Annotated in this window: 16 protein-coding genes and 1 pseudogene; 12 read left to right on the forward strand and 5 right to left on the reverse strand. The window is 42.6% G+C overall.

The window, feature by feature from the left end; all coding sequences use genetic code 11:
* Window positions 1-16 precede the first annotated feature (16 nt).
* From AOT13_RS04095 to AOT13_RS04105, 3 genes are all read left to right on the forward strand, one after another.
* The gene (locus tag AOT13_RS04095; protein WP_232511561.1) at window positions 17-169 is read left to right on the forward strand and encodes an aldehyde dehydrogenase family protein; all 153 of its coding nucleotides are present in this window, start codon (window positions 17-19) and stop codon (window positions 167-169) included.
* A gap of 212 nt (window positions 170-381) precedes the next feature.
* Window positions 382-2,910, forward strand: a complete 2,529-nt coding sequence (locus AOT13_RS04100; RefSeq protein ID WP_042384228.1) for a bifunctional diguanylate cyclase/phosphodiesterase — start codon at window positions 382-384, stop codon at window positions 2,908-2,910.
* 228 nt (window positions 2,911-3,138) lie between these two features.
* Complete coding sequence (locus AOT13_RS04105; protein WP_042384226.1) at window positions 3,139-3,636, forward strand: macro domain-containing protein; 498 nt, start codon at window positions 3,139-3,141, stop codon at window positions 3,634-3,636.
* A 228-nt stretch (window positions 3,637-3,864) separates the two neighbouring features.
* Here the strand turns inward: AOT13_RS04105 and AOT13_RS04110 are convergent, their stop codons facing one another.
* Window positions 3,865-4,878: a substrate-binding domain-containing protein gene (locus AOT13_RS04110; RefSeq protein ID WP_042384223.1), complete on the reverse strand. Its 1,014-nt coding sequence runs from the start codon at window positions 4,876-4,878 to the stop codon at window positions 3,865-3,867.
* 605 nt (window positions 4,879-5,483) lie between these two features.
* On the opposite strand from AOT13_RS04110, the gene AOT13_RS04115 reads away from it, so the two are divergent.
* The 6 genes from AOT13_RS04115 (at window position 5,484) to AOT13_RS04140 (ending at window position 13,856) form a co-directional block, all read left to right on the forward strand.
* Entirely contained in the window at window positions 5,484-6,554 is a 1,071-nt protein-coding gene (locus AOT13_RS04115) for a BtaManbiosPhlase (protein ID WP_042384221.1), read from the forward strand.
* 142 nt (window positions 6,555-6,696) lie between these two features.
* On the forward strand, window positions 6,697-8,025 hold the full coding sequence (locus tag AOT13_RS04120; protein WP_042384218.1) for an extracellular solute-binding protein: 1,329 nt from the start codon (window positions 6,697-6,699) through the stop codon (window positions 8,023-8,025).
* On the forward strand, window positions 8,026-8,904 hold the full coding sequence (locus tag AOT13_RS04125; RefSeq protein ID WP_042384216.1) for a carbohydrate ABC transporter permease: 879 nt from the start codon (window positions 8,026-8,028) through the stop codon (window positions 8,902-8,904).
* The gene (locus tag AOT13_RS04130; RefSeq protein WP_042384214.1) at window positions 8,891-9,721 is read left to right on the forward strand and encodes a carbohydrate ABC transporter permease; all 831 of its coding nucleotides are present in this window, start codon (window positions 8,891-8,893) and stop codon (window positions 9,719-9,721) included. Before AOT13_RS04125 ends, AOT13_RS04130 begins: the two co-directional genes overlap by 14 nt.
* Before the next feature lie 114 nt (window positions 9,722-9,835).
* On the forward strand, window positions 9,836-12,343 hold the full coding sequence (locus AOT13_RS04135) for a beta-mannosidase (RefSeq protein ID WP_042384211.1): 2,508 nt from the start codon (window positions 9,836-9,838) through the stop codon (window positions 12,341-12,343).
* Between the two features lie 541 nt (window positions 12,344-12,884).
* Window positions 12,885-13,856 (forward strand): MTP-1 family protein, encoded by a 972-nt coding sequence (locus tag AOT13_RS04140; RefSeq protein ID WP_042384209.1) that lies wholly within the window; start codon window positions 12,885-12,887, stop codon window positions 13,854-13,856.
* Between the two features lie 250 nt (window positions 13,857-14,106).
* Here AOT13_RS04140 and helD read toward each other — a convergent pair whose 3' ends face one another.
* Together helD and AOT13_RS19320 are read right to left on the reverse strand one after the other, a co-directional pair.
* Window positions 14,107-16,473, reverse strand: a complete 2,367-nt coding sequence (gene helD, locus AOT13_RS04145; protein WP_042384207.1) for an RNA polymerase recycling motor HelD — start codon at window positions 16,471-16,473, stop codon at window positions 14,107-14,109.
* A 292-nt stretch (window positions 16,474-16,765) separates the two neighbouring features.
* Window positions 16,766-16,930, reverse strand: a pseudogene (locus AOT13_RS19320) (IS3 family transposase); the annotation flags it as partial.
* Window positions 16,931-17,602: 672 nt separating this feature from the next.
* Between AOT13_RS19320 and AOT13_RS04150 the strand changes: the two are divergent.
* A complete protein-coding gene (locus AOT13_RS04150) occupies window positions 17,603-19,042 on the forward strand; it encodes an N-acetylmuramoyl-L-alanine amidase family protein (RefSeq protein WP_042384205.1) in 1,440 nt (479 codons plus the stop codon).
* A gap of 85 nt (window positions 19,043-19,127) precedes the next feature.
* Here the strand turns inward: AOT13_RS04150 and AOT13_RS21345 are convergent, their stop codons facing one another.
* Entirely contained in the window at window positions 19,128-19,175 is a 48-nt protein-coding gene (locus AOT13_RS21345) for a hypothetical protein (RefSeq protein ID WP_418304031.1), read from the reverse strand.
* Window positions 19,176-19,715: 540 nt separating this feature from the next.
* On the opposite strand from AOT13_RS21345, the gene brnQ reads away from it, so the two are divergent.
* Window positions 19,716-21,026 carry a branched-chain amino acid transport system II carrier protein gene (gene brnQ, locus AOT13_RS04155; RefSeq protein WP_042384204.1) on the forward strand — a complete coding sequence of 437 codons (1,311 nt, stop codon included), beginning with the start codon at window positions 19,716-19,718 and terminating at the stop codon, window positions 21,024-21,026.
* A 290-nt stretch (window positions 21,027-21,316) separates the two neighbouring features.
* Here brnQ and AOT13_RS04160 read toward each other — a convergent pair whose 3' ends face one another.
* Window positions 21,317-22,084, reverse strand: a complete 768-nt coding sequence (locus tag AOT13_RS04160) for a MurR/RpiR family transcriptional regulator (protein WP_042384200.1) — start codon at window positions 22,082-22,084, stop codon at window positions 21,317-21,319.
* A gap of 221 nt (window positions 22,085-22,305) precedes the next feature.
* On the opposite strand from AOT13_RS04160, the gene AOT13_RS04165 reads away from it, so the two are divergent.
* Window positions 22,306-24,267: a fructose-specific PTS transporter subunit EIIC gene (locus tag AOT13_RS04165; protein ID WP_042384198.1), complete on the forward strand. Its 1,962-nt coding sequence runs from the start codon at window positions 22,306-22,308 to the stop codon at window positions 24,265-24,267.
* The last annotated feature ends 54 nt before the right edge of the window (window positions 24,268-24,321 follow it).

A 24,321-nucleotide genomic window follows, 5' to 3' on the forward strand; every position in this document is an offset into this window, starting at 1 on the left:
TCGCGCGTATCGGGTTATGGAGAAACTGGGATATGGAATGATTGGCATCAATGATGTCTTTCCAGCTGTGGTGGAAGCACCGTTTGGCGGCATGGAACAATCGGGGCCGGGAAAAGAAGGAGGAAAAAAAGAGATTTTCGCATGGCGGAATTCAAATAGGTTTGCATAGGAGTACAGGTGGAATCATAAAAAATATTGTAAAATAAATGATCTCCCTCTGAATAAGGAGGGAGATCATTTATTTTTTGAATATTTTGTGAAGAGAACTACTTCATGATCCATCCTTGACGCAGTCTATATTTTATATATAGTAAAATTGTAATAGATAAATATTTTGGAATTTTTTATTTTTTAATTTGGATATCAAAGGGGGGGATATCGATGACGAGCAATCCCAGCATTTCGGATGAACAAGAGAAAAAAGCGTTAATGATTGCCGGCATCGCAGTCTTATTTTTTTTGGCCACCATTGTGTTTCGTGAGGGATTATATTTTGTCGCCGAAGCAAACCAATATTTATCCTTGCACACCATTTTGGAATTCCTCAGCGTCACCGTCTCGTTGTCCATCGCGATTCAAGGGTGGATGATTTTTCCGCAACATCTATCTCGATATCGCTTATGGTATTCCGTGGTATTTCTTATCGTCGGTATCATCGACTTACTGCACACGCTTTCGTACAAAGGCATGCCCGGCTTAATCGTTGTTGAAAGTTCTCCGCAAAAAGCTACATGGTTTTGGGTTGCCGCCAGATTAACGCAAGCGTGCATGCTCTTTTTTATCATATTTTTTCCGGATAGACAAGTACAAAGCAGGCAAAAAAAGACGATGTTTATTTTTTCGGTTCTCTATGTATTGGTGATTTCCTACATTATTATTCGCTATGAACAGAAACTTCCGATTCTCGTGGTCGATGGGAAAGGCACAACGAATTTAAAAAATTTCTTGGAATACATTATTATTCTTTTTTATGCTTCCACTGCATATATGCTGTTGTGTTCCTACAAGAAACAGCCAAAAAAAGCCCATCTTGATCTTATATTAGCATTTGTATTTTTAATTTTAAGCGAATTTTTGTTTACATTGTATAAAAATGTGTACGACTTGCAAAATTTTTTAGGCCATTTGTACAAGGGAATCAGTTACATTTATTTTATGAAAGGAATATACATTGCCACCATAAAAGAGCCATACGATGCCCAGAAAAAAGCGGAGGAAGAATTAAAAAAACGGGAAAAATATTTGAAAACGATCACCTCGTCATTAGGTGAGGGGGTCATCGTATTAGACAAAGACAAAAAAATCACGTTTATCAATCAAGAAGCGGAACGTTTACTTGGTTATCAAAAAAATGAATTATTAGGAAAAGCATTGTTTCAAAAAATTCATTGCGGCAGTGAACATCAATGCGATTCTCTTCGCGAATGCCCGCTCTGCCAGACGGCGGAATTAAAAAAAGCCTACCGCGTAGAAGAGGATTTTTTTGTTCGCAAAGATGGGACGCTGCTGCCAATAGCTTATGTCTCTACCCCGATGATCGACGATAACGGAGAAGTAATAGGCTCTGTCATTGTCTTTCGTGATATTACTGAGCGAAAAAAATACGATGAAAAAATTAAGTATCAAGCCTACCATGATGCATTAACGGATTTGCCAAATCGCCGCTATTTGATTGAAAAGCTTAAGAATGAACTGAAAAAGGCAGAAGAACATAACAGCCGAATCGCTATACTATACTTGGATTTAGACAACTTTAAAAACATTAATGATTCATTTGGTCATGTCATGGGAGATTTATTATTAAAAAACGTGGCGCAGCGTTTGACAATGATTCATCCTGATTGCTTTATCGCTCGTTTAGGTGGAGACGAATTTGCCGTCCTTTTATCTGGAAATGATTTTAATATTGAAGAAATAGCTTGCAAAACCATTCAATCATTAAACCAGCCGATTAAGCTTGAAAATAAAGAAGTCTTTATAACGACAAGCGTTGGTATCAGTGTGTATCCAAAAGATGGAGATGACGAAATGACCTTAATCCGGCACGCCGATATGGCAATGTATGATGCGAAAAAGAAAGGAAAAAACCAATTTTCATTCTATACGGCTGAATTGGAACAACAGAAAATAAGAAAATCAAAAATTGAACAGCTGCTTCGTACCGCGATCGAAAGAAAAGAAGTTTCTTTATGTTATCAGCCGATTATTGACACTGTTTCGAAACGGATTATTGGCTTAGAAGCTTTGGCTCGTTGGAACCATCCAGAAATCGGAGATATTCCAGCAAATGAATTTATCGCGGTTGCAGAAGAAAACGGTCAAATTGTATCGCTTGGCAAGCATATATTAAAAACAGCCCTTCAACATTTAAAACAATTGCACGAAATCGGATTTGATTATTTATACGTCAGCGTGAACCTGTCATTGCGGCAATTGCGGCATCATGAGTTTACCGCATTGATCAGCCAGTTGCTGCAAAAAAACAAGTTGCAAGCAAGCCATTTAGAAATAGAAATTACGGAACATATTGCGCTGAGCGATGAAAAATGCGTCATCCATAACATTCAGGAATTAAAAGATATAGGTGTCCGCATCGCGATTGATGATTTTGGAGTCGGCTATTCCTCCATCGGGTATTTACGGACATTTTCCGTTGACACATTGAAAATTGATAAATCATTTATTTTCGATGTGGCAACAAATCCGAATACCGCTCAATTGACGTCTGCGCTTATCACGTTCGCGCACAACTTAAACTTGCAAGTGGTTGCCGAGGGAGTAGAAAGCGCAGAACAGTTATGCTTCTTAGAACAGCATCATTGCAATAAAATCCAAGGCTATTTATTTAGCCCTCCTGTTTCATTTGAACAGCTTGTTTCGCTTCTTCATAGCAGCCCATCGCGATGTTGAGGGGGCGAATGATGAAGACGGTTTTTAGTTTGGATGTTTCCGGCTAAAAAGGTGCGGATTGTGAATGCAAAAAAAGAAAGGGGCTCCTCCTTTACGGGATTACGGATGAAGAATGCAATCACGATATGAATAGGCCAACGCTAGAAAGGAACCTTCTCCCTGAGAGGTTTAAGATAGGCTTGGTGCCTGCCACCACTGACAATAAAATATATAGAGGAGGGAATTATTATGATCAAAGCAGTGCGCGGAGATATTACGAAACTTCAGGATGTTTCCTATATTTGCAATGCGGCAAATGGAATCGGCCCGATGGGGGGAGGCGTGGCAGCCGCGATTCGCAAAGCCGGCGGCCGCGAGATTGAAGAAGAAGCGATCCACGTTTGTCAGGAGCAAAATCCGCAGCCCGGCGACCTTTATGTCACCCGCGCGGGAACCCTTCCGTTTCAAGGAATCATCCATCTAGTGACGATGAAAGAGCCGGCAGGGGAGACCTCTTATGATATTGTTCAAACATGCTTAAATAATTTAGTTGCTTACTGTCAAAAGCATGGAATTGACAAAGTGGCCCTTCCCGCGTTGGGAACAGGGGTAGGAAATTTGGATAAAACAAAAGTCGCCGCCATTTTCAAAGAAGTGCTGCAACCAGTGAAAGACATTGAATTCATTGTTGTTGATATTGATGAAGCGTTTATCTCGTTATTCGCTGAAGACGGCAACAATTCTTAAAAGGAGCGGAGCGCTTGCCCCTTTTGTTTGTGTTCCGCTCTTTTGGCGCGTTTGCATCGGCTTTTTCCCAGCGGAATCCTCCTGTTACCGCCACGCCGCTTTGCTTAAGCATGCACAAAGATATGCACAAGGAAGAACGGAGAAGATGGAAATGAAGCAAAAATAAAAAACCTCCTGCTTAAAAGGCAAGAGGCTGGTGCCTGTCGCCGCATTTAGCCCATTTCATCGTTATTTTGGCGCTAATGCGGTAGATTCCCTTTTGATCAGTTTGGATGAGATCAAAATTTCTTGGAACGGTTCGTTTTTATTTTCCATTCTCCAAAACAGCAGTTCTACTGCTCTTTTTCCATACAATTCTAAATCGATATCGACCGTTGTTGTTTTTGGTTTCGCTATTTTGGACAGCTGGCCATTATCATAGCTGCACACGGACGCTTGGTCTGGAACTTGAATGCCTTGCTGCTGCAGGCATGAATTAACGAGAAACCCTAATCCGTCATTGGCGCAAAACCATGCGGTGGGCTGTTTTTTTAATTGCCGAATATATTGGAGCACGACTTCTTCTTTTTCTTCTGCGTTTGTGAAAATAAAATCTTCATTTGGTTTAATTCCATGTTCTTTCAAGGCAAGTAAATATCCTTCATATCGTTCTTCATAACTCGGCGAATAATCGATGTTGCCGATAAAAGCGATGTCGCGGTGATTGAGCTCGATTAAATGCTGAACGGCAAGGTAGGCGCCAAAGCGGTTATTTGTTAATACGGCATCTGCCTGAATATTGGGATGGTGGTGATCAACTAGTATCGTCGGAATACCAGTGGCAATCACTTTATTAACGTATTCTGTGCTGATGTGCGAAAGAATCAAGATGCCGTCTACCATTTTGTTTTCGATAAATGAAGGCAAAATAAGCCGTTCTTTCTGTTCTTGGTTGACCGATTGAATGTGCAAGTTCATGCCCCGCTTGATCACTTCTTTTTCAATGCTCAAATAAATTTCCCCAAAAAAATTTTTAAAGGAAAATGTCAAATCCGAAGCGATTAACCCGATGTTCCCCGTTTTTCCTTGTTTCTTTTTCTTCCGCTCTCCTGGATATTGGTATCCCATTTCTTCGGCAACACGTTGGACCAGTCTCCGCGTTTCTTCGCTGACTCCTTGCTTTCCTCTTAATGCTTGTGATACGGAATTTTTCGATATATTTAATCGATCTGCAATATCTTGCATCGTTACTTTCTTTTTCATTTTCCACACCCGCTGTTCTCGCAACATCATATAAATATTTGCATGAACCAACCAAAGACAGAGATAACATACTGCACTTGAGCGGTATCATAGAGGGAACGATGCCTGTTTAGAGCAAGTATCCCATAACTATATTGTAATAAGAATAAACGAAATTGGAAAGAAAAGAAACGATTATGGAAGCAATAATGAGAAAGTAGTTCTGTTTCAGCATTTCTAGAATGATTCCCAGTCAATGAAAATCAATGTAAGTAATGTAACTTACAAATATACATGATGACATTACATTTGTAATATACGTATCTTTTTTGTTCATGCAAGTTTTTTATTTTTCACAGAAGTTTAACAGCATTTAATATTTTGTAATGTAATTCGCGAAAAGGGTATTGACTATCATATTGAAAGATGAAATAATTATTTTGTAATTACAAATAGAAAATGTAACGTTACAGATTTGAATCCATTCGTAGTATCGTACAGCCTCTTTTTTATGCGACAATTTTAAAGCGTTTTCAAAAAAGGGGTGCGCGTCAACATCGCTTTTAACGTTTTAGAAAGTTTTTGACTACTGCAATGTTGGTGAATGAAAAGGTTGGAGGAGATTTATGGTAAGAGTCAACCGTTTTCTGGAAAATCCGCTAATTACTCCGAACGATGTGAAACCATTTCATCGCGACCATGAAGTGATAGGGGTTTTTAATGCCGGGGTCGCCCAGTACAATGGCGAAGTGCTGTTATTGCTTCGCGTCGCTGAACGCCCAATTAGTAAAGATCCGAAGATTTTCAAAGCTCCTGTTGTTGATTTTTCGAGCGGAGAAGGAAAACTAAAAGTTGTCGATCTGCATAAAGATGACGCGAGGTTTGATTTTTCCGATCCACGAGTTGTCCTTTACAACGATTCGGATCGCAGAGTCGCTTATCTGACGTCTTTGTCGTATATCCGTATTGCCCGCAGCAAAGATGGCCGCCGCTTTACCATTGATGAAACCCCTTTCATCTATCCGGGAACGGAACGGGAAGCATGGGGAGTTGAAGATCCGCGCGTGACCCAGATTGATGATACTTATTATATCCAATATAGTGCGGTGTCGGCTGAAGGAATTGGTGTAGGTCTTGCATCGACAAAAGATTTTGTCACTTACGAACGTCTCGGATTAATTTTTCCTCCTGAAAATAAAGATGTCGCTATTTTTCCTGAAAAAATTAATGGAAAATACTATGCATTACATCGCCCGGTGCCAAAAGGAATTGGCCGGCCTGAAATTTGGATTGCAGAATCCGATAATCTTCTTTATTGGGGAAATCATCAATACTTGCTGGGCCTCAGTGAAGAAGGATGGGATAGCGGCCGCATTGGCGGAGGCGCAGTCCCGTTTAAAACAGAGAAAGGCTGGTTAGCGATTTATCATGGCGCTGATAAAAATCATCGCTATTGTTTAGGAGCAGTGCTGCTCGATCTTCATGATCCGACCAAAATTCTCGCCAAAACAGAAGAGCCTATTTTAGAACCGGAAGAAGATTACGAAAAAAACGGCTTCTTTGCGAATGTAGTGTTTACTTGCGGTGTAGTTGTAGAGGAAGACACCGTTAGAATCTACTATGGCGCGGCTGATGAATCCATTGCCGGCGCAGAACTCAGTCTGCAGGAAATAATGGCGAAATTAATTTATCGATAAACAACTAATGAAGCATGGCCAAATGTTTCATCAAAGCAGTGGTTTTGGCCTGTGTGGTCATCTGAAAAGTGCGCAGAACCATGCCAATTTTCAAATTAAAGGCATGTTAGTTTAAATGTGCATAAAAAGGGGGAGGAAAAACATGAAAAAGAAAGGGTTTACGAAACTCATTGCCGCGTTGCTTGTCGTGGCTCTCATTGGTACGGGGTGCCAAGGGCAAAATGAAGGGAAAAATGCAAAAGGGGATGGAGCTAACAACGTTGTTGAAATTGATTTCTGGGCCGCGCCTAACCCGACACAGCAATCGTTTTGGAAAAAGATGGCCGATGGTTATATGAAAGAACATAAAAACGTGAAAATCAAGGTTTCACCAATGCCGGAAAGCCCTTCTTCTGAAGCGGGAATCCAATCCGCCATTGCGTCGGGACATGCCCCGGTGATCTCCGAAAATATTTCTCGAGGTTTTGCCGCCCAATTAGCTGCGAGCCATGCGATTGTACCGTTAGACGAATTTAAAGGTTTTGCTGAATTAATTAGTAAGCGACAAATGAAGGAAACGATTTCAGGATGGAAGTTTGCCGATAACCATCAATACGTCTTGCCGATTTACTCGAATGCGATGTTGTTTGCTTGGAGAATGGATGTTCTAAAAGAGCTTGGGTATGATGCGCCGCCAAAAACATACAGCGAGGTTATTGAACTTGGCAAAAAATTGAAGAAAAAATATCCTGACAAATTTCTGTGGGCGCGGGCTGATTTAGTAAAACCAACATGGTGGGCAAGATGGTTTGATTTCTTTATGTTATATAATGCAGCTTCGAATGGAAACAACTTTATAAAAGGAAATAAATTTGTCGCGGATGACGAAGCGGGTGTAAAAACCCTTCAATTCTTTAGCGATTTAAGTAAAAATGATTTGTTATTGACGAGAGAAGCAACCGACCCGTTTGAAAATGCGACAGCCATTATGGTCGATTTGGGGCCATGGACATTCCCGTATTGGGCGGAAAAATTCCCGGAAATGGAGTTTAAGCAAAATTATGTTTTATCTTTGCCGCCTGTGCCAGATGATGTAGATCCAAACAACGTCAAAACGTTTGCGGACACAAAAGGCCTTGTCATTTATGCTTCTGCTACGAAAGAGCAACAACAAGCTGCGTTCGACTTTATTAAATGGGTATATTCTGATGCAAATAACGATTTAGCTTGGTTCAAACAAACGAATTTGCCACCTGCGCGTGATGATTTATCAACAAATGAAGCGTTTGCCTCTTATCTTGCGGAAAATCCTCAATTAAAACAATATGCGGAAAATATTCCAAACGCGATTCCGCCTATGGATAATGAAAAAACAGTAGAAATTCAAGAATTAATCGGCAAAGAAGCGTTAAATCCGGTTGTGAAAGGGCAAAAAACGGCTGATAAAGCTTGGGAAGATATGAAGAAAGCCATTAACGGGGTGTTAAAGTAAATGAATAAAAGAACGACAAGGTTGGGGTGGCTTTTGGCCAGCCCATACCTTATCTATTCCATCATATTTTTTCTGTTTCCGCTTTGTTGGGCCATTTATTTAGCGTTTACAAACTGGAATTTAATTGCTCCTGATTACGAAATGGTCGGACTGCAAAATTTTATCGAAGCGTTTTTTAGTAAGAGCGTACGGGCTGCGTTTTGGGTCACTTATAAATTTATGTTGATGTTTGTTCCTATCGTTATTGCGGGATCACTCTGTTTAGCTTTGATTATCCATTCTTTGCCTAAGCTGAAAGGTTTGTTTTCGGTAGGATATTTCTTGCCTTATTTGGCATCGGGAGTGGCTTCTGCCATTGTCGTCAATGGGGTATTATCTTATAACAGTCCACTAAACACGTTCTTTCGGCATTATTTCGGTTTGGACATTGATTGGTTAGGTTCCCCGATTTTAGCGCCGTTGATCATCGCTCTTATGATGGCGTGGAAATTCATGGGATACTATGCGTTGTTGTTTTTATCTGGTTTAGAAAGCATACCGAAAGAAATCTATGAAGCAGCTGAAATAGATGGCGCCGTCGGATGGAAAAGGTTTTGGCACGTAACCGTTCCCATGCTGTATCCGTCGTTTTATACCGTCACCATTTTAGCAGTAGGTTTAATGTTTGGAATCTTTACGGAACCATACGTATTAACGGGCGGAGGACCAGATTATTCAACACATACATGGCAGCTGGAAATTTATAATCAGGCATTCGAAAAATTAAATGCCGGATATGGGACAGCAATAGCGATCATCAATTCTGTTGTAACGTTCGCGTCGATTCTCGTGTTTAGAAAGGTTTTAGAAAAGTGGGGTGCAAGACATGGCTGGGAGTAAGAAATTAAAGACCGCGTTGTTATACGTATTGGCTTTTGTTGTTCTGATCATCATGGTGTTTCCTTATTTATATATGATTTTAAGCTCCTTAGCTCCATGGGAACAAGTTGATCGTAAAATTATTCCGACGAAGTTGACCCTGCGATCATATGAATGGTTATTTACTGGCGGGGATGGCGTTGTTCCAAGACCATGGCTTCGCGCCTTCTTTAACAGCATATTTGTCACCTTGTCTTCTACTGTGCTCATGCTAGTGACGGCGATTCTAGTAGGATATTCTTTAGCTAAATTAAAGTTTAAAGGCAGCCGTTTTCTCAACAATGTCATTTTGTTTCAAATGTTTTATCCGGCGGTTATCCTGTTGATTCCACTCTTTTTGATTGTTCGTTATTCTGGAATGTACGACACGTATTGGGCGATGATTCTGCCGAAAGCCGTGAGTTTGTGGGCGATATTTATGTATACGAACTTTTTCCGCAGCATACCCGATGAGTTAATTGAAGCGGCGAAAATGGATGGCGCAGGGCAATTAACCATTATTGCGCGAATTGTCCTGCCAATGTCTAAGTCCATCACAACGATTATATTCCTATTCCTCTTTATGGAAAGATGGGTAGAACTTTTATGGGATATGCTGGTAGTTAACAATGAAAAAATGCTGACGCTGAACGTACTGCTTGCGCAAATGTTTGGCCCATATGGAGCGTATCCGGGACCAATGTACGCGGCTTCTGTATTATTGACATTTCCAATTCTGATCCTGTTCATTATCTTTAGCAAAAACTTCAAAGAGGGAATGCAGTTTGTATTGAAGTAATGGTTGTCCAAGGAGGTTTGCTGCGAGAAACAATTTTTATAAAATAAGAGACCGCCTGCGAACTGTAAATAAGGTTTTGGTCTCTTTTTCTTTGCAATGAGGGGGGAGTCAATCTTGTTAATCAACAAAAATTGGAAAATACAGTGTTTTGATGTCGGACGAGCAAAAGATTTGGAGATCGCCGATCCAAACTATATGGATCATTTTTGGATATCTGCAAAGGTGCCAGGAGACGTCCATTCCATTTTGCTTGAAAAAAATTTGCTTGATGATCCTTTCTTTGGCCATAATGATTGGAAAGCGAAATGGGTGGAAGAAAAAGTTTGGTGGTACCGCACTGAATTTATGTTTGAAAAAGATAGCTTAGAAGAAGATGAACGGTTGGAATTGGTTTTTGAAGGGTTAGATACGTTTGCAACGATTTATTTGAATGGAGTGGAATTAGGGTCGACGGAAAATATGTTTATTTCTCATACGTTTGATGTTACAAGGGAAATCGTGAATGGAAGAAATGTCATAGCTGTCAAATTCAATCCTGTTTCTTATCAATTAAAGGACAAAGAGAAGAATTATTGGGCTGGATTTGACAAAGACCGCATATGGGCGCGCAAGGCTCAATATCATTTTGGCTGGGACTGGGGACCGCGAATTTTAACAGTAGGAATTTGGAAAGAGGTGCGCTTAGAAAAAAGAAAAATTGCCAAAATCGAAAGTGTTTATGCAAGAACGCTGGACATCCAAGATTCCCGGGCGCTTGTTCAAATTGATATTTACACCAAAAACTTTGTCAGGGGAAAACAGTTGCGGGCCGAAATAACGTTAAAAAATCAAGAGCAACAATTTTCCCAAACTGTCAATATCGATAAAGATCGGGCAACGATTACATTGAATATTGATAATCCGAAACTTTGGTGGACGCATGATTTAGGAGAGCCGAATCTTTATCAATTGGCGGTCGTTTTAAAATGGGAAGATGAGGTGCTCGATATATACGAAACAGAAATTGGGATTCGGACGATTGAAGTCATGCAAAGAGATCGCGAAGGAAATCGGCGGTTTACCTTTGTGTTAAACGGAGTAGAGATGTTTGCCAAAGGGGCGAACTGGATTCCGGTTGACAGCTTTTTAGGATCTGCGCCGGAATCGCGCTACCGTCATCTTATTCAACTAGCAAAAGAAGCGAATATGAATATGTTGCGCGTATGGGGCGGAGGCATTTATGAAAAAGACGTTTTTTATCAAGAATGCAACCGCCAAGGAATTTTAGTTTGGCAAGACTTTATGTTTGCCTGCGCGCTATACCCGGATTACAACCGCGATTATATGGAAAACGTCCGCCAAGAAGTGATTTCGGTTGTTAAGCGGCTGCGGAATCATCCTTCGGTCGCTTTATGGTGCGGAAATAACGAAAATGATTGGCTGTATGAAGTGGAACGTGCCGCTGGCAACATTCGCACGCCGTTTTACGGAGAAAAAATATACCATGAGTTAATTCCAGAATTATTGGAAGAATTGGATCCTTCAAGGTTTTACTGGCCAAGTTCGCCATATGGCGGAAATGATCACAATTCGGCAGAGGAAGGGGACCGCCATAATTGGCAAGTTTGGCATGGGAATATAGAACCTCGCAGATTCGGGCAAAATTTAGGACAAAACATCAGCGTGGAAGGAGTTTCGTTTCGGAATTATAAAAAGGATCATACACGGTTTTGCAGCGAGTTTGGCATGCATGCTTCTGCGAACCGTTATACGCTGGAAAAAAATATGCCTGAGGGCGCTTTTTACTGGGGCAGTGATGAATTGGCGTACCGGAATAAAGATTACCATCATATAAAAGGGATTTTATTAATGGAAGGGTATGCCGGCATTCCAAACAATATAGAGGAATACATGAATTATTCAATGCTCACACAAGCCGAAGGTTTAAAGTACGGAATGGAACATTACCGCCGCAATAAACCGCAAACAAGCGGAGCTTTAATCTGGCAATTAAATGACTGCTGGCCTGGCACGAGCTGGTCCATGATTGATTATTATCTGCTTCCGAAAGCTTCATATTACTATAGCAAAAAATTTAATGCTCCGCTTTTATATACGCTTGAACATGACCCTGGCGATGATTTGCATTTATGGGTTGTGAATGACCGGTTGGAAGAGGTGCGGGATACACTGGTGTTCGAAGTGTTTCGTTTCAATGGCGAGATCGTGTACTCTAAAGAATTTTTGATCCATGTGAAGGGGAATGCTTCGCTGCCTATTGCTTCCTTGAGCGAAGCGGAGGTGTTGCAAGGGGAGCTTGCTGAACAAGTGGTTGTCCGGTTAAGATCGTTGAATAAAAAAGCGAAAGAAAATTATTATTACTTGAGAAATCATAAAGATCTTCAGCTGCCTAAGGCGAAGCTGCAAGTAAACGTAATGCCGGAAAAACAAGAAGTTGAAATTTTAACAGATTGTTTTGCCCGTTTTGTCAAACTGGAACTCCCGGCGGAAAAAATTGTTTTTTCGGATAATTTCTTTGATTTGCTTCCTTCGGAGCGCAAGATGATCAAGATAAGACATTTAGATGGCCAAGCCGTTTCTTTAGACGGCTTAAGCGTATCCGCCATCAACGGCAGTGCTTGATTGGATGCGTTCATCGCAATTAAGCAACAGGCGCTTCTGTTTGTAATATGGGCAGTATGCTTCCGCACGTTAAAATGAAAATTCGCATAAATATAAGGGGGATCGGCTTATCGTTTTTAGGATGGCGGATAATTTGTAACGTTACATTTGTTTTTTTGTAATGTTAATAATAATGAACTGCAACTTGAAAAATAAGGAGTGTTTATCTTTCCATGAAGTCCGGAATTTTTTTGTCAAAAAGCGGCACAAAGCGGTTTTATTGCCGGCGGTCGAGGTTTGCTGGGCTGGAAAGTGAGGAGTTGCATTATAATCAGTATTTGGTAAATTATCCTATTAAAATAAATAAAAAATGATTGACTTAATATGTTTGTAATGTAAAATTAAGTGTTGTAATCTTAAGAGGTTGCTTATGAAAAATCAAGGAGGCTTCCGCAGGATCTGTATGATTGAAAATACTTGACGGTGAAGCAACAGTGTGTATTAAATATGAATTATTACTATTATGCAACATTGATTGCAAAGATTGTTGGGGGGAGCTTTTGTGAAGTTAAAGAAGACGCATGCCAAGACATGCGCCGTATTATTGAAAGAGCTTGAAAATGCTCCGCAGCCTTTCAATCCAGAAAAATTGATTTTCAAAGGTGTCGGAGATCGAGATGTTTATAATATTTCAGCACCGTTTGAAGATAAGGGTGAACTTGTCATTGCCGGCCGGGTCGAACCTCGGGACAGCGAGCATTCCGAAGTATATTTCTTTGTGAATCGCAACGGGGAATGGATACCGCGGGAAGGGGCGCCGGTATTTCCGCTGCAAGATCCGTTTTTCACGAAAATTGACGGCGAATTAATCTTTGGCGGTGTGCAAACTTTTCAACATCCGACCATCGAAGGTTCAACCGGATGGAGAACCGTTTTTTATAGAGGAGCGAGTATTGACGATTTAAAAGAGTTTGCGAAAGGTCCGGATGGCATGAAAGATGTGCGGCTTATCGGGCTAAAAGACGGATCGATTGGCGTGCTGACACGGCCGCAAGGAGAAAAAGGCGGACGTGGCAAAATCGGGTTTATCCGGATTCCGTCGCTTGATCATTTTACTCATGAGGTTATGGACAAAGCTCAGGTGTTAGAAGGCCAGTTTAGTGATGAAGAGTGGGGCGGGGCGAACGAACTGCACTTGCTTTCTAACGGCCTCATTGGTGTGCTTGGCCATATCGCTTGTTTTGACGAAAAAGGAAATCGCCATTATTACCCGATGGTGTTTGTATTGAATCCTGATACAATGGAGTTTTCCGATATCGAACTGATCGCGACGAGATCTCATTTTTTAGAAGGTGCTTCTAAGCGTCCTGATCTTGTTGATGTTGTTTTTAGCGGCGGCTTGGTCCGCAAAGGGGACGGAACGGCTGATTTATATGCAGGTATTAGTGACGCAGAGGCGCAAAAAATTACGATTATCGATCCGTTTATCAAATACGAAAAGGAAGAGTGTGTCGATACAGAGAAAAGCGGCTGATCATTCCCCATTCCGAAAGTATGCGTTTTGAGGCTGTCCCAAAAGGCCGGTAAAACGGCCTTTTGAGGACAGCCTCCTGCTTTTTATCTCACTTCATTCAGCGTCAAATAAAGGTTTCGATTCCCATATCGGCACATGCCTTCTGTGGCAGCTGGCGTTTTTGTGTCATTTGTCATTAGTCATATGAGTAGCGGAAAAAGTATCCGTATTGTCGTTGCCACACCTCTAATTCTAAATTAAAGTGGCACATTTAAGACTCCCGACTAGTCCCTTGTGAACTCGGGATCAGAAGTAAACTCCCCGGCGCAACGTTGCGCAAAAAGGGGCTCGGTTCGCCTACACTGTAAAGCTGCAAGTGATGCATAGCCCGGGTGCAGGCGGTGTAGAACAATCTGCGCAGGCTCTCATTGCTGTATACTTGCGCCGATGCGTTATAAATGATGACGGCGTCGAATTCAATGCCTTTGGCCAAATACGCCGGTATGACGACAATGCCTTGTTCATATTCCATCGAGTCGCTCGTCACAAGCTTAATTTCTTCGACGTTGCTCAGTGCATCGTATGCGGCGGTGCTTTCCGCAGCGGATTTGCATATAATCGCGATCGTATTATACCCCTGATTCCGCAATTCTGAGACTTTGGAAGCAATGCAGCGGTGCAGTTCGGCCTGATCGGACACTCTCGTCAGCACAGGCTTATCGCCGTCGCGTTCAAAAGCAGTAATCCGTTCACCATCGGGCACAAGCCCGCGCGTAAATTCGACGATCTGTCTTGTGGATCTGTAGCTGCGTGTCAAGGTGATCACATCCGTTTCATCCGGTCCGTATAAGCTGGTAAGTGTGTGAAAATCGGTCGTTTCGCTGGCATGAGCGAAGATCGCCTGGTTAAAGTCGCCGAGCACGGTCATCCTTGCCGAGGGAAACAAACATTTCAAATACTCGAATTGAAACGGAGAATAATCTTGCGCTTCGTCAACAAGCACGTGTTTGATCGAGACGTTCGTCTGAAAGCCTTGAATCAGATCTTTCAAAAATAAAAACGGCGTTGCATCTTCGTAAAACAGTTTGCCTTCGTCTAGCATTTTCACAGTCAATCGGCAAATATTCTCCCACTCCTTGGGCGTTTCCCCCTCCATCCACAGTTTGATACGCGTTGGATCGGCGAAAAGCTGTTTGTATATTCCTTTAAAGTCGATGAAACGGAGTGTCCGGATCCGTTTGCGCAACGGTTTTAGCTTTTGGCGGACGATCAATTGGCCTAGCGCTTCAATCTCGTTCTCATAATTGTTTAACGATTCTCCTTTGAAGCGGCGTTTTTTCCGTAAATGGGTATGAGCCTTATGGTAATCTTCGTTGCTAAGCAGCTCGATTTCTTCCTGCACCCATGGCTTGGTCCGTTCAAGTTTCTCAGCTTTATCGATTTGCTTGTTTAGCCAATCCGTCAACTTTTCAAGTCTGTTATGAAAGCGGAGCGAGGTGTCGCTGCTATAAAACCTTTCCGCGATTTGTTGGGCGGTGACGATCGGTTTTCCTCTAAATAGAATATCTTTGAATAGCATGCCGGAGTATTCCAGCGACTTCCAATATGTTTTGATCGCCTCGAAAAAACGGGTCGATGCCTTGAATCGAATGCTCGCAATCCTAGTCCGGTATGAAGGGTCATCCGCTTCAGTCAGCACATATTCCAATTGTTCGTATGGACCCTCGACTTGAAATTCTTTGCTCAGCCGATGCTCCAAGTATTCCTGGAATGTGACCTGCTGCATATTCTCTTCGCCAAGTTCAGGCAACACATTGGATACGTAGCTATTAAACATCGAATTAGGTGAAAATAGAATGATTTGATCGGATTTCAGCCTGTCCCGATACTTGTAGAGCAAGTAAGCGATCCGCTGCAGGGCGGCAGACGTCTTGCCGCTGCCAGCGGGGCCTTGCACAATGAGCATCCGCCCGCGATCATGCCGGATGATCCGGTTTTGTTCCCGTTGAATGGTGGCCACGATGTTGTGCATATGTTTGTCTGTGACTCTGCCAAGCACCTGCTTTAAAATCTCGTCTCCAATGGTGAGACTGGTATCGAACATCGATTTGATAACACCGCCGCGGATGATATATTGCCATTTTTTCTCCAGCATGCCACGGATTACACCTCCGGGTGTAGCATATTCGGCCGGACCGGGAGGGTAATCGTAGTAGATACTCGAGATCGGCGCCCGCCAGTCGTAGATAAGGATGTTCTCTCCGCTTGTATCCGTGAGCGTGGAGATGCCGATATAGATTCGTTCAGCAGCGGAAGTTCCTTCTTCAGTGAAATCGATTCGGCCAAAATAAGGCACCTCCTGCATACGGCGCAGCGTAGACAACCTCTTGAAGGCGTGTCTGTGGGTGCTTTGGCTTACGGACAGGAGCTGAGCCTGTTGTCTCAAGCCGATGATCGTCTCCAGAAAATCGTCGAAAGTATCTATATTAACCTTGACGTCATCCCAAAAGTGTTTGCGGATATCAATCACTTCTTTCCGGCGCCGGAAGGTTTCATCTTCCAGCATGCGGATTTGCTCTGTAATTATCTTCATTATGCTGTCCAATCGTTCTTGCTCCTGCTGAAGTTCCTTATTCATATCAATCACTCCTTTAAAAATGAAAAATGGGGATTGACTGAAGGGAGGTTATGATGTATAATTATAATGGGGTATTTTTTATAATTTGTGGAACAAAATGTGTTTCTATACTAATTTATCATAGTTCCTCCATTTTATCAATGTATTTAACACTGTAGATGGTGTTGCAAAACTAGAGTAAAAACTCAAAATTATGCATAGGGTTGCAGTATAACACATGCAGCAAATATCGATGCAATCCATACCATCGCTGCACATCACCATGTCAAGTAGGTATTGAAAAAAGAGTATATTAAACTGCGGTCTTTTCTCGGTATTCAACCGGGAAAAGGCCGTTTAGTTTTTCTTGGAAACGACTGTGATTGTTAAAATGAATATACTCTTCTATCGTCTGGTGTGCTTGTTCAATGGTTTTTAGGCACACTAAATACAGCTTCTCTGTCTTTAAATGGGAGAAAGCTCCTGATTCCAAAATGTTCGCGGAGTTGCCGATAAGACCAGCTCTCCTCCCACTTCAAACGAACGGTTTCCCGTTTCTCGTATGATCCCCTTATAGTAGACTGAAAAAGAAGGAATGCACTGTTTACTATGAAGGGGATATTTTTATGGGCAAGATCAGGAAAACTTACAGTAAAGAATATATAAATTAGATGTGGTGAAGAAATATTGGGATGAGGAATGGACGAAGCGTAAAATCATCGATCAATTCCCCATTTCTTCTTCCCTGTACTCACTATAAAAATGAACGGACACAAAGGAGACGGCTGTATTTCTAGAGAATATCTGGCTGCGGCTGTTTAATAAGGTTTTTTATTTATTGGCTACTTGACAGGGACAAGTTTAAAAAAGATGTGTAGCACCATATCACTACGTTCGCGAAATCATGATCATCATTTAACTTCCTTAAAATGTGCTAAAGTCTATTTCTTGTCGTTTTTTGGCAATAACTGCGGGCCGCCATTAAAGCGAAACGAAACCGCTTTGGCGGTGCAGGGCGAGGAGAGGGTGTTTCTTTCGTGCAAGAGGGAGCGCTATTTCTGTCGATAGGTTTTGCGGGCACATAGATAGGAAAACTATTTATCCCCTCGAACTATATAGTAGAAATATAGACGAGCTGGAGGGATCGCTATTGTGTTTGCGGCGGATGAGACTGCTATTATTTTTGTTTTGCCTCTCCATGGTTGTGGGGATGGTGCTGCCGGTGCTTGCGGCAAAAAACGAGAGGCAGACGGTAGTCGTGACAGCAAAGGAAGTGAACGTTCGCCAAGGGCCGGGAATGTCGTACCGTTTGTTGGCGAAAGTCCACCAAGGGGAAACGTATCAGTTGATCGAGGAACGGGCCGGTTGGGTGAAAGTGCAAATGAAACGAAATCAAGCTGGGTGGGTGGCGAAAACGTATACTAAGCTTGTTCTTGAGCAGGCGGTCTCTCAGGAGGATCGGTTGCGAGTGCGCCTCACGCCTGGCCGCGATGGGCGTATCGTCGGACATTTGTCCAAGGGGGAAGTCGTCTCCGTGTTAGAAACGGACGGGGACTGGAGGAAAGTCGTCACCTCTTCGCTTATTGGCTGGGTCTTTTCTTCTTATCTTTCCTCCTATCATCGTCAAGAAATGGAAGCAAAAGCTGGGTGGGTAACGGCAGATTCGCTCTATGTGCGGGTGCAGCCGTCACTGGCGGCGAAACGCGTTGGAAAAGTGACTTATGGGGAGCAAGTAACTATTACGGACAAGCAAGAAAACTGGGATCAAATCTTGATGAATGATGGCAAGACAGGCTGGGTATCCAGTGAATATATTTCTACTGTTGCGAAGACAGCGTCTTCCTTTGTGACCGTATTGTATTCTAATGTTAACATCCGTGCGCTTCCGTCCCTCAGAAGCCCTATCCAGGCGATGGCGCAATACGGAGAGCGTTACCGAGTACTAGGGAAGATCGGTAATTGGTATGAAATTGAACTGTCAAATGGGGCGAAAGGTTATATTGCCGGCTGGCTTGTTTCCGCTGATGCCAATGGCCAGTCAGAGTCCAATGCATTAAAAGGAAAAACGATCGTGATCGATGCCGGGCATGGCGGCAAAGACAGCGGCACCATTAGCCATACAGGAATCAAGGAAAAAACGCTGACATTGCGGACGGCGCGGCTTCTAAAAGAAAAGCTGCAAGCGCAAGGGGCAAACGCCGTTTTGACGCGCTCGAGCGATCGTTACGTTTCATTGCCTGAACGTGTACAAATGGCATACCGCTGCCGCGCTGATGCGTTTATTAGCATTCATTATGATAGTGCGAAGGACCAGCATGCCAAAGGAGCGACGGTATATTACTATGATCTGTTTTCTGACTATTTGCTCGCATTGTCGCTGGAACATCCGCTTTCCCGCATGACGCCGATTCCGTTCCGCGGGGTGAGTTTCGGAAATTATTACGTTCTCCGCGAAAACAGGCTTCCGTCTGTATTAGTGGAGCTGGGATATTTAAGCAATCCGGCAGAAGCGGGCATCGTCGCTGCAGATCATTACCAGCAGGAAGCGGCAAACGCGATTGTCAATGGCCTTCGCGATTATTTTGAATAAAAAATATGCGATACATTCCCCTTCTAGAATGCGAAGCATTTAGGAGGGGTTAGTCGCGAAAGATCTATTTTCCTTGGTTTTCAATCTATTTTTTTATTACTTCTAAAGGGGCTTCTCCTGTAGAAAAAATCATATAACTATTGCTCCAAAAATAAGGTTTCCAATACTATTTGGATATTTCTTCTTTGTATTCCTTGTGAATATATCGAGAAGATACGGTCTTAAAATTGTTTATCAGTACCGACATATAAAGAGACAATGCAATGGCTAGGATGAAGTTTAAGAAATGGCGGAAAAAGAGATTTTATTTTTCGATGGATTGGGTGCGGAATTTACACAATAATGAGGAATTGATTCAGCGAGGAAAACAGGCGCTAAGCCGTTTTTTTGCGGGCTTCCGTTAAGAGGTTGCCTGTTTTTTATTTTTTGAAATATTAAAATATGCAGACAGAAAAATTTATCACTATGTTAACTTTTATTTTCTTGCATAGCGTTCTTTTTTGTTAAATGCGATGATACAAGTATTTTTCAATATATTTTCATTGACGTAATTGCGAAAAAAATGTAATATTAAAAAAGTCATAATTATATAAAAATAATTAAATCAGACAAAGAACAGAGTTAAGTAATTTTATTTTCAAAATATTTAAAAATATATATGGAGGCATCTTAGATGAAGAAGAAAGATATTTTCTTTACGGGATTAATGCTTTTTGCCTTATTTTTCGGGGCAGGGAACTTAATTTTTCCGCCGTATCTTGGCATGGAAGCGGGAAAGGCGGTTTGGCCGGCGATTTTTGGGTTTGTCATCACAGGGGTGAGCCTGCCTGTTTTGGCTGTTGCTGCTGTTGCGCTTGCCAAAGACGGGATTCAATCGATTGGGAATTATGTTCATCCTCTCTTTAGTTTAGGCTTTTCCATTGCGATCTATTTAGCGATTGGCCCGTTTTTTGGCATTCCGCGGGGAGCGAGCGTCACTTATGAAATGGGGATAAAGCCGTTTTTCAACGGGAATGGCGGCGCGCTTTCGCTGTTGCTGTTTACCATCATCTTTTTCGCACTGGTTTATTGGTTAAGCTTAAATCCGTCGAAGCTGGTGGACCGCATCGGGGAAATATTGACGCCGATTTTGCTTCTTTCTATTGCCGTTCTTTGCATCACAGGAATCATCCAGTTGCGAAATCCGCTGCAAGCACCGGCGGAAAAATATGCTTCCGCTCCGCTTTTCAAAGGATTTATGGAAGGATATTTAACAATGGATACGATTGCGGCGCTTGCTTTTGGGATTGTCGTTGTGAACGCCCTGAAAGATAGAGGCGTGCAGCAGCGACCGGCAATGGTAAAAGCGACTATTCAAGCGGGGTTCATCGCTGGGACAGGTTTGGCATTAGTTTATATCGCGACGGCGTTGCTTGGGGCAAGAATGGCTGTTAATGGTCCATTTGCCAATGGCGGGGATTTATTATCGAGCGCGGCTGCGCTTTTATTTGGCAGCGGCGGGAAGCTGTTGCTTGGCGTCATTGTTGCTTTAGCGTGTTTAACGACCTGCATCGGGTTAACCGCGGCGTGCGCGCAATATTTTCATGAAATTACTCCAAACATATCGTACAAAACGTATGTAACGATCATTACGATTTTCAGCTTGGTCGTTTCGAATTTAGGATTGAATCAGCTGATTTCGCTTTCTGTCCCGGTGTTAACGATGATTTATCCATTAGCGATTGTGCTTGTTGTTATGTCGTTTTTCCATCGCTTTTATAAAGGTTCGGCGAAAACGTACGGGATGGCCTTGCTGTTTACCGCCGTGTTCAGCGTTTACGACAGCTTGAACGCGTTTGGCGTGGAGGCAAAATGGCTTGAACCGTTGTTATCTTGGGTGCCGTTTTTCTCGGTTGGATTGGGTTGGGTAGTCCCGGCCATCATCGGGGCCATCCTCGGTTTTATGCTGGATAATATCGCCTTGAAGCAGCATGAGACGGCGTAAAAGAGGGACATGCCCGCCCCGGCCGTTTTTCCTGCTTGTGAAAAGAGAGGAGAGCCAGTCACAACAAGAAGTGAACGGCTCTTTTTTGTTTGTTAGAATCGAAAAAACCTATACTAAGTGGAACTTGAAAATGCTACTTCTTACGGAATAAATAGTCTGTGAGCTATTTTTCGCCTACTGCTTATGCGTGACGAAGGTGACTCATCGACTTGCCTCTGACAGTCGGGATTTTTTTGAAAAAACGAAAGGAATGAACTCTCCTGTTAGGAGAGGGATAGCAGATTTCTTGCTTATTTTTTGTTTTTCCATTTTATTTTTACATATTTTTTTATAAAAAACTCGAATAAAATATCAATCAGAACGACGAGCGAGGAGCGGGCGGATACATCATAGCCAGCGAATTGGGCATGTTGTATATGGGCGCTCATGTTCTGGTGCACTAGTCTAGTGAGCGTACTGTCGGCGTTGTTTGTGATAGCGAGTGTTTCTACGTTTTTAAAACGGATTTTTTCTGCAGCTTGTATGATCGTTTTTGTCTCTCCGCTTGAGGAGATAAAGACGATGAAGTCTTTTGGCTGAATCATGTTCGGCAATAAATCGATGATGTGGGATTCGTACACATACGTGCTCGGTTTGTTCACTTGCATGAGAAGTTTGCTGAAATATTCCCCGATCATTTTCGACAAGCCGACAGCGACGATTAATACGCGGTTGGCTTGTAACAGCTTTTCGCTAATTTCTTCTAAGTTTTTTCGTTCTAAGGAACGGAGTGTTTCGTTCAAATCCGCTTTGTACCGCGCAATCGTATCTTCTTCGCGGGGAATGAGCTGGCTGTCGATCGTTTTTAATATATATTTCAGTTCGGAAAATCCTTCAAGCCCGAGCTTATGGCACATTCGGATGATTGTTGCCGTGCTGACGTTGTTTTTTTCTGCCATTGTGGTGAGCGATTGCTGCTTCGCTTCTTCTAGATGTTCTTCGATATAATATAAAACATGTTTTTCCGCGTATGTTAAATTTCCGATATATTTAGAAAATCGGTCGATGATTTTCCCCATATATGAACCCCTTCGTTTCTGTGATGTTGCATTTATTATAGCACAACGCCCATGAGTAGACTTGCCTTGTTTTCAGCAATATCGGGAACGGAAATCCCTCTCATGAAAAAAGTATAAATGTTCGCGACATGTACAACTGCGATAGTCTATTCTATGTTACAACTAAAGTGAAACCGCTTTATCAGAGTAGTTCATCTCAACATATTGAGGGGGATATTACCGTGGAACTAAAAACGATGACAAAAGAAGAATTGATTCTTTTTGATATCGATCTCTCGCGTAAAGAAGAAGTAATACGCACTTTGGTTGACGCGCTTTTTGAAAGCGGTATCTTATCATCAAAAGAGGCGTTTTTGCAAGCGGTAATGAAGAGAGAGAATGTTTCTCCGACAGGTTTAGAACGCGGATTGGCGATTCCGCACGGAAAATCGAGCGCGGTCAAGAAAGCGGCGTTTGCCGTTGCGCGCTTAGCCAAACCAGTGGAAGATTGGGAAAGTATTGATCCGAACAATAAAGTAAGGCTTGTCTTTTTACTCGCTATTCCAGAAACGGAAGCGGGAACGACACATTTAAATGTATTGTCCGAGTTAAGCTTGCGCCTTATGGATGCAAATTATTTAGACCGATTGATGAAAGCGAAAACCGCGAAAGAATTTATGGAAGCGTTGGATCAAGCGAAACAGTCTTCCGCGCATGGCGGTGCTGCTTATGAAAAAACAGTGTTGGCTGTAACGGCTTGTGCAACAGGTATCGCCCATACGTACATGGCCGCAGAAGCGTTGGAAAAGGCGGGGCGTGAACTGGGAATTCGCGTATTGACGGAAAAGCAAGGGGCCAACGGAATTCAAGACGAGTTTACAGCAGATATCATCGGAAAAGCTGACGGAGTTATTTTTGCAACTGATGTCGCGCCGAAAAAGGTCGGGCGTTTTGCGGGAAAACCGTATGTACAGACGAGAGTGGCAGATCCGTTAAAAAACGCCAAAGGATTAATTGAAAAAGTTCTTCACCAGCCGGATGGGGTGGTAGAAACGCCGAACGATGAAGGAATGCAAACAAGTAGCGACAAAAAAGGCGGAATTTGGTCAGAAATGGCTCAAGCCGTTCTTACGGGAATTTCTTACATGATTCCTGTCATCGTCGCTGCTGGGCTGATGATGGGGATTGCGAAGCTTGGGGCTATGCCGTTCGGTTTAGTGAACGAAATTAGCGATGTCAAATACGCTGCACATTCGAACGAGTTGCTCGTCATCCTCCACCATTTAGATAAATTCGGCGGCATGATTTTTAAATTTATGTATCCTGTGTTTGCCGCTTTTGTCGCGTATGCGATTGCTGATCGTGTTGGTCTTGTTTCAGGATTTATCGGCGGTGCGTTCGCCGCTGGGCTGCACTATACGTTTTGGGGCATTGAAAACGGGGTGCCGTCCGGGTTTTTCGGTGCATTAATTCTTGGGTTAGTTGCTGGTTATATTTCAAGATTTTTAAATGAACGTATTAAATTAAGCAAAAACTTCCAGGCAATGAAACCAATGCTCATTATTCCGGCAATCAGCGTGTTAGCTATCTTTTTCTTAAATTTTTACGTTGTTGATCCTGTTTTCGGCGGTTTGAACGAATTGCTTCGCAACTTGATTGAATCGGCACAAGACTCGGGTGAACTCATTCTTTCAGCGATCATCGCAGCGGCAACCGCTTTTGATTTGGGCGGACCGATTAACAAAGCAGCAGGGGCGATTGCGATAGGATTAGCAGCTGATCATATTTTCCCGCTAACACCGCGCGTTTTGGCGATCGTCATTCCGCCAATCGGTTTAGGGTTGGCGACGATTCTTGATAAATATGTCGTTGGCAGACGGGTGTTTGATGAAAATTTGCGCATTGCGGGGAACACGTCCTTGCTTCTTGGCTTTATCGCCATTAGTGAAGGCGCGATTCCGTTTATGCTGCGCAACCCACTTATTACGATTCCGATTAATATAATTGGTGCGATTTTGGGTGCATGCACAGCAGTATATTTGGGTGCAGTTCAATGGCTTCCGCTTCCTGCGTTTTGGGGATGGCCGCTCGTCGACAACTTATGGGCATATTTAGTCGGTTTGGCCGTCGGCTCCTTGTTTATCGCGTTTACCAACATTTTCATCCGTTTTGCTTTACTGAGAAGAAGCGAACAATCGCAATAATTATAGACAAAAAAATATGGTTATGGGTTCATGTGCCCGTAACCATATTTTCTT

Origin of the sequence: Parageobacillus thermoglucosidasius (genome assembly GCF_001295365.1) — a bacterium.
Taxonomy (GTDB): domain Bacteria; phylum Bacillota; class Bacilli; order Bacillales; family Anoxybacillaceae; genus Parageobacillus; species Parageobacillus thermoglucosidasius.